This window comes from Aeromonas sp. QDB54, assembly GCF_027707385.1.
Taxonomy (GTDB): Bacteria; Pseudomonadota; Gammaproteobacteria; order Enterobacterales; family Aeromonadaceae; genus Aeromonas; species Aeromonas hydrophila.
The window spans coordinates 1-9,957 of the sequence record NZ_JAPCIT010000051.1 but is presented as its reverse complement, the minus strand read 5'-3'; the positions used below and the strand labels follow the sequence as shown (position 1 = coordinate 9,957).

The 9,957-nt window shown below is 56.4% G+C and carries 8 protein-coding genes and 5 pseudogenes; all 13 read right to left on the bottom strand.

Features of this window, described 5'->3' with window-relative positions; translation table 11 throughout:
- Positions 1–394: 394 nt before the first annotated feature.
- The gene (locus PG881_RS23435; protein ID WP_270803237.1) at positions 395–1,222 is read right to left on the bottom strand and encodes a Fic family protein; all 828 of its coding nucleotides are present in this window, start codon (positions 1,220–1,222) and stop codon (positions 395–397) included.
- A 66-nt stretch (positions 1,223–1,288) separates the two neighbouring features.
- A pseudogene (locus PG881_RS23430) lies at positions 1,289–1,522 on the bottom strand (DUF4172 domain-containing protein); the annotation flags it as partial.
- 75 nt (positions 1,523–1,597) lie between these two features.
- A pseudogene (locus tag PG881_RS24005) lies at positions 1,598–1,841 on the bottom strand (transposase); the annotation flags it as partial.
- Positions 1,829–2,113 (bottom strand): annotated as a pseudogene (locus PG881_RS23425) (DUF4158 domain-containing protein); the annotation flags it as partial. The pseudogenes PG881_RS23425 and PG881_RS24005, both read right to left, overlap by 13 nt.
- A 2-nt stretch (positions 2,114–2,115) precedes the next feature.
- Complete coding sequence (locus PG881_RS23420; protein WP_001162010.1) at positions 2,116–2,673, bottom strand: recombinase family protein; 558 nt, start codon at positions 2,671–2,673, stop codon at positions 2,116–2,118.
- 130 nt (positions 2,674–2,803) lie between these two features.
- Positions 2,804–4,291, bottom strand: coding sequence for an efflux transporter outer membrane subunit (locus PG881_RS23415; protein WP_042648285.1), 1,488 nt, complete (start codon positions 4,289–4,291; stop codon positions 2,804–2,806).
- Positions 4,278–4,751, bottom strand: coding sequence for a cytochrome c (locus tag PG881_RS23410; protein ID WP_003056106.1), 474 nt, complete (start codon positions 4,749–4,751; stop codon positions 4,278–4,280). Before PG881_RS23410 ends, PG881_RS23415 begins: the two co-directional genes overlap by 14 nt.
- A gap of 28 nt (positions 4,752–4,779) precedes the next feature.
- Complete coding sequence (locus PG881_RS23405; RefSeq protein ID WP_004393997.1) at positions 4,780–5,490, bottom strand: ABC transporter ATP-binding protein; 711 nt, start codon at positions 5,488–5,490, stop codon at positions 4,780–4,782.
- Position 5,491: 1 nt separating this feature from the next.
- Positions 5,492–6,697 carry an ABC transporter permease gene (locus PG881_RS23400; RefSeq protein WP_004393995.1) on the bottom strand — a complete coding sequence of 402 codons (1,206 nt, stop codon included), beginning with the start codon at positions 6,695–6,697 and terminating at the stop codon, positions 5,492–5,494.
- Positions 6,694–7,845: an efflux RND transporter periplasmic adaptor subunit gene (locus PG881_RS23395; protein ID WP_023266980.1), complete on the bottom strand. Its 1,152-nt coding sequence runs from the start codon at positions 7,843–7,845 to the stop codon at positions 6,694–6,696. The genes PG881_RS23400 and PG881_RS23395 overlap by 4 nt, the downstream gene beginning before the upstream one ends.
- Entirely contained in the window at positions 7,842–8,450 is a 609-nt protein-coding gene (locus PG881_RS23390) for a TetR/AcrR family transcriptional regulator (protein WP_004393990.1), read from the bottom strand. Before PG881_RS23390 ends, PG881_RS23395 begins: the two co-directional genes overlap by 4 nt.
- A 110-nt stretch (positions 8,451–8,560) precedes the next feature.
- Positions 8,561–9,085 (bottom strand): annotated as a pseudogene (locus tag PG881_RS23385) (IS630 family transposase); the annotation flags it as partial.
- A 115-nt stretch (positions 9,086–9,200) separates the two neighbouring features.
- Positions 9,201–9,844: pseudogene (locus tag PG881_RS23380) on the bottom strand (IS5 family transposase); the annotation flags it as partial.
- Positions 9,845–9,957: the final 113 nt, after the last annotated feature.

Genomic DNA, 9,957 nt, shown 5'->3' with positions numbered 1-9,957 from the left:
ATCGGCTCAAACATGAAGAAATGAAATGACTGAGTCAGCCGAGAAGAATTTCCCCGCTTATTCGCACCTTCCCTAGCTTGAGCTTTTCTGATAAACAGGCCTTATACATAACCCAGATTAGCAAAAAGCTACGGACAAGGTTACATCACGAAAACCGCGCTCATCCGCGCGCGATTGATTCAGGGGTATCTAACATACTGATTAATGGTAAGCCCATCGCTATGACCGGAGCAGCCATTGACTCAGGGCGAGAGCCAGGGCAAGATCATGAACGCCAGATGAATGCATGTGAACAACTAGTGCGCAGTCAAAAGTTTATTTAATGTTCAATCATGGCAAGATCCAGTTCGCTGAATTTTACAACGACACGTGCTTGCTACGTTTTGCTCAGATTTCAAACACTCATGCGGACGCCCTGGATCTGATAACGTGTATTGCGTCCGCCACCAGGTAATTTTTCAATGCACCCCCTATCCACCAGTTGCGCAAGATGGCGTGTAGCAGTCGCCTTGCTGACTCCGGCGACTTTTTGATATTGACTGGCGTTGATGCCATTTTCAAAACCCTGTTGGCCGCCATCCAGTAGGCGGTTAATCACTTTGGTTTGCTCTGGACTCAGACTGTCATGACAGTGCCGCAACCAAAAATGAGCCTTGGCAAGAGAACGATCAATAACCTGTAATGCCAGCTCTATGGCGTAATCCAGTGTGTCGAGGAACCAACAAAGCCAGGATGTGATATCCAGCGTGCCCTTCTGTGTTGACTCCAGTGCCCGATAGTAGTCAGCCCGCCATTCTAGAATAGCGACTGACATGGCATACAAACGGATGCCCTGGCTGTCAGCCTGTGACAGCGCGAGATCGGTCAATGCCCGCGTGAGCCGCCCATTGCCATCATCAACGGGATGCAGGGTCACGAACCAGAAATGACAGATCGCCGCACGAAGCAGTGGATCCATCGTGGGGTCATGCTGAGTCTGGTTAAACCAGGGGATGAACTCGGCCAGTTGATCGTCCAGAGTTGCTCTGGGCGGTGCCTCAAAATGCACGGTAGGGCGATCAACACGCCCAGAGACAACCAGCATCGGCTCATCTCCTCGCAACTGCCCTACGTTCATTGGCTGTACCGACCATTCGTTGACAGGGAACAGCCAACGATGCCATTGGTAAAGTCGTTCAATTGTCAGTGGTTGTTCATGGTTGTCGATGGCATCCAGCATCATGGCCGCGAGCCCCTCTGAGCGCTCTGATACTGGATAGGACTGAGTTTGTGAGCTCCCTAACCGCCTAGCCAGGGAAGATCGCACGGATTGGGCATTGAGACGTTCGCCTTCGATAGCGGATGAGGAGATGATGTTAGCCAATAACGTGTCCAACGTTTGGTCGGGGTTCCCCAACCTGGAATGACTACCGATTAGAATTCCCTGTCTGCGTTGAACCTGCCGTAATCTGGGCAATATCTCGCTATCCCGCCAACGAAAATGGGGCCAATCTGCTTGTTGCCAAATCCAAAATGGGTCCATAACATGTTCATTCAATGTGCCTTAATCCTCCACCGTTTCAAGGCTAACTTCGTCGGCAACGATGGCACTGGTCTACGCATCAACAGCCAAGTGAAGCTTGCCGTTTCTCCTTGCCGTGCTTGCCCACCTTCCACTCTCCTTCGCCCTAGACCTTCAGTTCGGTAGCAACACCAGATAAGCCACTGGCACCTGACTGACAAGCGGTACTGAATGTTAACCTGCTTGGCGCGTTTACTGGTGCTGTTGCAACACTGCACCGGCAAGGGAATATCAATTCAGCATGAACAGCGAATTGACGACCCTCCAACGTGCGTAATGGTTCCAGCTTTCCACCGGCACCTTGAGTTGTGCGGCCACCATGCGCAGCAGGGGCGGAAATGGAGGATCATCGACGCCCAAGAAGATGCCAGGGAATCGCAAGTAGCAAAGCTGCACGGCGAAGCCCAATCGATTCGCGGCGCCGCGACGCTGACGGATCACCGACAGGTCGGTTTCGTTGAACGTGTAGTGCCGTATCAGTTCGTCTTTGGCATCTGGCAGTGTCAGCAGACTTTCGCGCTCGGTGGCGGACAGGATTGAGCGGCGTGGCATGGTCAGTCTTCCCGCAGGTACTGGTACAAGGTTTCGCGGCTGATGCCGAAGTCACGGGCCACCAAGGTTTTCTGGTCGCCTGCCGCAACTCGCCGTTTCAACTCGGCAATTTGTTCGCTGTTCAGCGATTTCTTTCGTCCCCGGTAGGCCCCGCGCTGCTTAGCCAGCACGATTCCCTCGCGCTGACGTTCGCGGATCAGAGCGCGCTCGAACTCAGCAAAGGCTCCCATGACCGACAGCATCAGATTGGCCATCGGTGAGTCCTCGCCGGTGAACGTTAGCCCTTCTTTGACGAACTCCATGCGCACGCCCCGTTGTGTCAGCCCTTGGACGATGCGGCGCAGGTCATCAAGGTTGCGTGCCAACCTGTCCATGCTATGCACCACCACGGTGTCGCCCTCGCGGACGAAGGCCAGCAGCCTTTCAAGTTCGGGACGTTGTGTGTCCTTGCCTGAAGCCTTATCGGTGAATACCTTGCCGACTTCTATTTGTTCCAGTTGTCGATCAGGATTCTGGTCGAAGCTGCTGACGCGAACGTAGCCGATACGTTGACCTTGCAAGATGCCTCCAAAGGTAAAAATGTCAGGATGAAATCCATTACCCTTGGCTGAATGCGTCAATAAATATAAATTAATACCCTACTCTGACGTTGTTTGTGCTCAACATCTGACATCAGGTTAGGGTATAGTCTTAACTGACACCACCTCCCAGGGCCTGATATAAAGCAACACTATCGACTAGGCGTTGTGCCTGGACCGCAACCATATTGATCCGGATTGACTGTGCCTGTTGCTGCGCGATGAGCAGTTGCAGGTAGCTGGCCGCGCCCAGCCGGTATTGCCGCTCGACCGACTGCAAGGAGGCCTGTGCAGCCATATCAGCGGCAGCGAGGGCAGTCAAAGTTTGTGCATCGCTTTCCACCGCGCGCAGGGTGTCGGCGACGTTACGCAAAGACTCCAATACGACGCTCTGGTAATTGGCTACGGCGGCATCAAAAGCGGCGAGCGCCGCTCTTTTTTCAGCGGGTAGCCCTGGATTAAAAAGAGGCTGGGTGAGCTGCGCAACCAGGCCCCACACTGCCGAGCCACCACCGAACAGGGCACCGGTGGTCAGCGCCTGAGAACCAAGGTTGGCGCTCAGGTTGATCTGTGGGTAGAGCTTGGCGACAGCCACACCATAGTCTGCATTGGCCGCATGCAACAGCGCCTCTGACGCCTGGATATCCGGTCGGCGGCGCACCAGTTCTGAGGGCACGACGAGCGGCATCTCGACGGGTAGAGTGAAATCGGCCAGAGTGAAGGCCGGGATGCCACCCGTGCCTGGGGCACGACCGGCTAGCACCGCCAGTAGATGTTCGGTTTGTTGCAGTTGTTTACGCAGCGCAGGCAGTTCTGCCCGCGTTTGCTCCGCCTGAGCTTGTAGGCTCAACGCTTCATCAGGTGAGGCCTGACCGATACGCACGCGTTCATGGGCTAGGCGCAGTTGCTCATCCTGCACGCGCAAAATGGCAGTAGTGGCTTCTAGTTGCGCGGCGAGGCGTGCTCGGGTAATGGCAGCGGTTGCCATGTTGCCGGCAAGGGCCAGGCGCGCAGCATTCAGTTCGAAGCGACGGTAGTCGGCGCGAGCAGCCAAGGCTTCGAGTGCGCGCCGGTTGCCGCCAGCCAGATCGAGGTTGTAATGCACGCCAACGCTGGCGTTGTAGAGGCTGAATTGACGTGCGTCTCCGCTCAACCCTTGGCTACCGGGACTCATTTGCTGGCGCTGAGATCCCAGTGCGACATCTACCTGTGGATATTGCGTCGAGCCCGCCTGTGCGGCAAGAAGCTCCTGCGCGTGTCGCAAATTGGCGCTGATGCTCGCCAGCGTCGGGCTGACATGGAAAGCTTCGTTTATCAGTCCGTCGAGTGCGGATGAACCCAAGCTTTGCCACCATTGCGTTTCGATCGGAAGCCCTTCGACTAGACGTTGTGTTTCGCCGAACTGCGTGGGAGCGGACGCGGTTCTATCAGCCACTGGTATTGCAGTGTAGCGAGCCACATCGGGTGCGGTGGGACGCTTAAAATCAGGGCCAGCGGCGCAGCCGGCCAGACCGGCGGTGATCAGACCAGCTACCAGGTAAGTTGCCGCAAGCCGTCTTTCGAGGCTGATGGGGCGCTGGCATGTTTTAGCGTGCTCCATAAAAATGCTCCACGAAAGGTTTACGGAAAGCTTGGTGGCAGCCCAAGCAGCTTTCCTGCACGTGGGCGAATGATTGGATCACCGCCTTGCCGTCGCTGCTCGCAGCAGCCAGCTTCATGGCCAGCGCCGCCTCGTGAGTCTGCGCGTCAAAGTTTCTGAACTTGGTCGCATCAGCGCCGAGGTAAGCAAGGATGCGCATTTTTTCAGTAAGCGGTGGCTCGGGGTGTGCAGCAACTTTTGGGGCGAGCTGAACGACCTGAACCCATTCCTCCTGCGAAATCGCACCGGTAATAGCCTGCATGTTGCGCCCGAGTTCCTGCATGATCTTGCGTAGCGCCAGTGGCTCAACCTGGGTAGCGTCACCAGCCCAAGCTGGCAACTGAAAACCCCATAGAAGCAGGCAGGCCGTAACGGTCAGGGTGATAGTTCCAAATGCGTGGCTGTGTTTGCGGTGGGTCATGAAATTCTCCTGTAATTCAATCATTCTCTCATTCGAACTCCCGCCCTTCGCCAGCTTCCTCATGGGTTACACCGTCGCGGATGTGGTAGATGCGCTTGAAGGTCGGGATGATCTTTTCGTCATGGGTGACGACGATGATGGCGGTCTCGAACTTGCGGGCCATGTCGTTGAGGATGCGGATTACAGCCATGGCGCGCTCGGAATCCAGCGGCGCAGTGGGTTCATCGGCCAGGATCACTGGCGGGCGATTGACCAATCCGCGCGCGATGGCAACCCGTTGCTGCTCGCCACCGGAGAGTTGCGAGGGCATTGCGCGAGCTCGGTGTTGCACATCAAGCGCCGTGAGCAATTCCAGTGCCTTCGCGCGCGACTCTCCATTCGCGACGCCTGCAAGCATCGGCAACAGCGCCACGTTGTCGGTGACATCGAGAAACGGAATCAGGTACGGCGCCTGGAAAACGAAACCGATCTTGTCACGCCGTAAGGCGCGCAGGTCGCGGACTTTCCAGCCATCGGCGTAGATCACTTCATCGCCCAGCGTCATGCGACCGGCGGTCGGTTCGATCACCGCACCCAGACACTTGAGCAGCGTGCTCTTGCCGGACCCGGAAGGGCCGATCAGTCCCACCACTTCACCAGGTGCAACATGCATATTCACGTCTCTCAAGGCAAAGACAGCGGTGTCACCATCGCCATACCGCTTGCTTAAACTTTCGATGTGTATCCCTTTGCCACTCATCTCAACCTCCAATGGCTTCGGCCGGATCGACCTTGAGTGCCATGCGAATGGCGACGAGGCTAGCTAGAACGCAGATCACGAGCACGGCAAAAAAACCGGCGACAGAATCCATTGGCGTGAGCAGGACATATTTTGGAAAAGCCGGTGCTGAAAAGGTGGCTGTGATCTTGCCGACCACGAAGCCAATCACGCCCAGGGCGAGCGCCTGCTGCATGATCATCGCGGCGATGGTTCGGTTGCGTGTGCCGATGAGCTTCAACACCGCGATCTCACGGATTTTGTCCATCGTCAGCGAATAGATGATGAAGGCAACGATGGCCGCGCTAACGATGGCCAGAATCACAAGGAACATGCCGATCTGCTTGGCCGAGGTGGCGATCAGCTTGCCGACGAGGATGTCTTCCATCTGTGCCCGGGTGTAGACCGTCAAACGCTTCCAGCGCTGGATGGATTCGGCAACCTCGTCCGGCGCATGACCAGGTTTCAGAGTGACCAGCACGGCATTGACGAACGCGTTGCTGCTCTGTGAAGCAATCACGGCATCCAGCAAACCTGGATCACCGGGTCGATTGAAGACCGGGTTGGCTTCGGTGCGACGCCGGCTTTGCCAGATGGCATCGTTGTCCTTGAGGAACTGGGCCTCCTGGGCATCTTTGAGCGGAATGAATACCATCGGGTCGCCGCTGGACGACACCATGCGCCGTGTCAGCCCCACGACGGTGTAATGATTGCGGCGAATGGCAAGACGATCTCCCAGTTTGAAGCCGGTGGCGATGTCGGCCACAGCCTCGTAGTGACCGCGCGTGATCTGGCGTCCAGCGACGAGATAAGGAGGCCATCCGGGTGTAGCCCCCAACGCACCGGGCGCGATGCCGACCACCATGGTGCGTACATCACTCTCGCCCTTGCGTACCTGCATGGTCAGGTAGGTCGCGTTCGCTGCCTGTGAGACTCCCGGCATGGCGAGAATGGCGCGATACACGTCATCGTTGAGGCTGGACGACTCCGCATAAGGACCCAGAGTATCCTTTTGCACCACCCAAAGGTCAGCGCCACTGTTGTCGAGCAACGCCTTGCCGTCGTCCACCATGCCTCGGTACACCCCAGCCATGACTAGGGTGACGCCGATCAGCAGACCCAGACCGATGCCGGTGAAGACGAATTTCCCCCAGGCATGGAGAATGTCGCGGCCGGCCAGGCTGATCATCGTGAAACTCCCGGGATATGCTCGACCACATGGATGCGGCTGCGCGCCGTCAGTGCCTTTTCGCTATAGGTCACAACCTGGTCCCCATTCTTGAGCCCTTCGCGCACCTGCACGTAACCATTGAGGTCGGAAGTGCCGAGCTTGACCGGGGAGAAATGCAGATCACCATCCACGATTTGCCAGACACCAACTTTATCGCCTTCACGCTGGACGGCAGCGTTGGGGATCAGTGGAGCGGCCGGGAGCGCCGGCAAGTCAACCGTGACTTCGGCCAGTTCACCCACCGGTGGCAAAGGTTCTGGTTTGTTATCGAATGTCACCTTGGCAAGCGTTTCCTCGGTTACCGCGTCGGCCTTGGGTTCCACCCGCAGCACGCGGCCTTTCAAGGTCTGGCCACCACGCGAACGCAGGACGATATGAGCCGGCAACCCCCCAGCCAGCCCCGATGCGCTGATCTGGTCGAAGCGCACATTGATCCACAAACTCTTGGGGTCGATCACTTCCACCACGGCCTGGCCCGCGACGATGGTCGTGCCGGGATCGGCATCGCGCACGGCGACTACACCGTCGACCGGCGCGATCAGGCGCAGATTGCTCCGCTGCGCGACGAGTCCTTCGCGGTCGGAGCGTGCCCGGGCAATATCTTCCCGAGCGGCGGATAGGGCGGCATCGGCGATCTGTAGTTCCTGCCGCTTGGTGGTGACGATTTCCTCGCTGGTCGAGCGCACCGCAAACAATTGCTCATAGCGGCGCGCCTGGGTCTGCGCGTAGGCTTGCCGGGCTTCTGCCTCGCGCAAAGCCGCTTCCGCCCGCTTGAATACAGACTCCTGTGAGCGCACCCGATCATCAAGGTCGACCGGCTCCATCTCGCCGAGCACCTGTCCGGCCTTGACCTGGTCGCCTACATGCACCTCCAGGCGTTTGACGCGCCCGGCAAACGTCGGCCCGATCTTGTAGGTGTAGCGCGCCTCCACCGTGCCGATGCCGAACAGCGCCGGTGTGATAGCCCGTGATTCCACGCTTGCCACCGTCACAGCGACCGGGGCGAGCGGCCCTGATCGCAGACCGACATAAATAAAAAGCACCAGCAAAGGAATGATGACGGCAAGCAGCGCCAGGGTGCGGCCTTGCAAGGGTAACTTTTTCATTGCGCACTCCTTATGCCACGCCGATAAATTGCAAAGACGCGCGGCGCATCGCGGTGCATACGTCCCACATCACCCGCCAACAGCGATTGCATGACCAAGCCCTGGATCGTGCCAATGAACAGCGTTGCCGCCGCCTCGTTGTCAAGCGAGGGAGACAACTCGCCGCTGGCCTTGCCTTTCTCGATGAGACGATGCAAACGTTCGCCGTAGCGCTGAATCAAGGTTTGCACCATGCGCTTGGCCGGTGTCGATTCGGCACGCTGAAGCTCACCAAACATCATTCTTGGCACGCCTGGGTGCTCAGCTACGAATTCGATATGACTCATGAACATCGCCTCCATGGCTGCCAAGGGCGACTCGATTCCTTGTGCGGATCGATCGATTCTGGCTAATAGGCGCTCTGCTACCCACTCCATGACCGCCTGCCAAATGGCTTCCTTGTTCGGGAAGTGCCGAAACAGCGCACCCTGGGTCAAGTTCATGTGTTTAGCGATAGCCGCAGTGGTTATCTCGCTTGGGTTTTGTGAACCGGCAAGCGCCACGACGGACTCGACAGTTACGGCACGACGTTCATCGGCCGGCAGATGCTTTGGATGGGTGTCCACGAGCACTCCTTGTAAGATAGTAATTAATTACTATCTTACCACAAGAGGCAACTCAAACAAGAGAAAACCCGACGTACTCGTCAATATCTAAATAACTGATCCCAATAGTGCTACACCTTCGCTGTACCATAGCCATTCCCCGGGAAAGGAGACACGGTATCCATGAAGTGTTTCACTCGGGCCAGCAGGCTGGCCATTCCTCTGCATTGATGATTGCGCGTGATGGTTTCATGTAACTTGTGCCACAGCCGTTCTATGTGATTAACCCAAGGGCTGTAAACTGGCTGGAACACCAGGCAGAACTTGGGGTTCTTCTTCAACCATCGCTCGGTCTGTTTGCTTTTGTGAATGATGTAGTTATCGAGGATCAGTGTGATGGTTTTGGCTCGTCGGTAGTGGCGACGCAGCTTTTCCAGCATGGCAATAAACAGCGATGAGTTTTTCTTTATCCCGCTGACGTAAAGTACTCTTCCATTGCCTGCATGGAGAACGCCTGCCAGGTAATGTTTGGCGTTCTTTCCAGGTGTGACAACCCGCTTTTGCTGCGCTCTGAACATCCAGTCGGCCCCTAATTTGGGATTAAGGTCTATATCGACTTCATCCTCATAAAACACCGGATTATCTGCATCACAGCGGGCTGCGTCGATATTAGGGAAGGTGCGAATAAGTCACCAAACATAAAAATGCGCCTTTGTAAGTATTTGAATTTAATAAACTAATTTTTTCAGTTTCGTTGTGGAGGGTGCTTATTCGCACCCTCCCTAATACCAGTGGACGTCCCTTATGGTGCCGTTGCTGGTCGCTGCGTTGCGGGATAACCGCTTTTATCTTTCTGCGCCGGAGTTCTGCCCGCAGAGCCCTGCTGCTATAGGCCTTATCTGCGGCAAGATGCGTTGGTCGCGTGCGATAACGGCCTGATGAAGTCGGGATCCTTGCCATGGCCAACGCACTTGTCGCATATCTGATTTCCGCTGATTGCCCCGGCGAAAGGCAGAACCCCAGCGGTAAACCATTACCATCAGTGACCAAGTGAATTTTGCTGCCAAAACCACCACGAGAGCGACCAAGTGCTTGATTCACCGGAGTGTTTTTTTACGCGCTCCGGCAGCATCTTTGGATGCCCTGACATTGGAGCCGTCAATGCACCACAGGTCGAAGTCGATAAGCCCTTCTTCATTGAGATGCAGTTGCAGCACCGCAAGGATGGCATCGATGCGGCCTGTGCTTTGCCAACGTCGAAAGGAGTTGTAGACCGAGTTCCATGGGCCGAAACGTTCTGGCAGATCTCGCCAAGGTGCACCGGTGTGAAGTATCCAGAGAATGCCATCAAGCACTTGGCGTGGCTCGCGAGTAGGATGTCCGCTTATGCGGTGGTATGGAAAAAGGGGCTCGATAAGTCCCCATTGTGCATCGGTTAACTGATAGCGACGTGTAGTGGTCTAATCATCCCGGACACCGTTTTAGGTGGTACAGTCGCCACCATTATTTGAGGTGTTCAATGACAAGA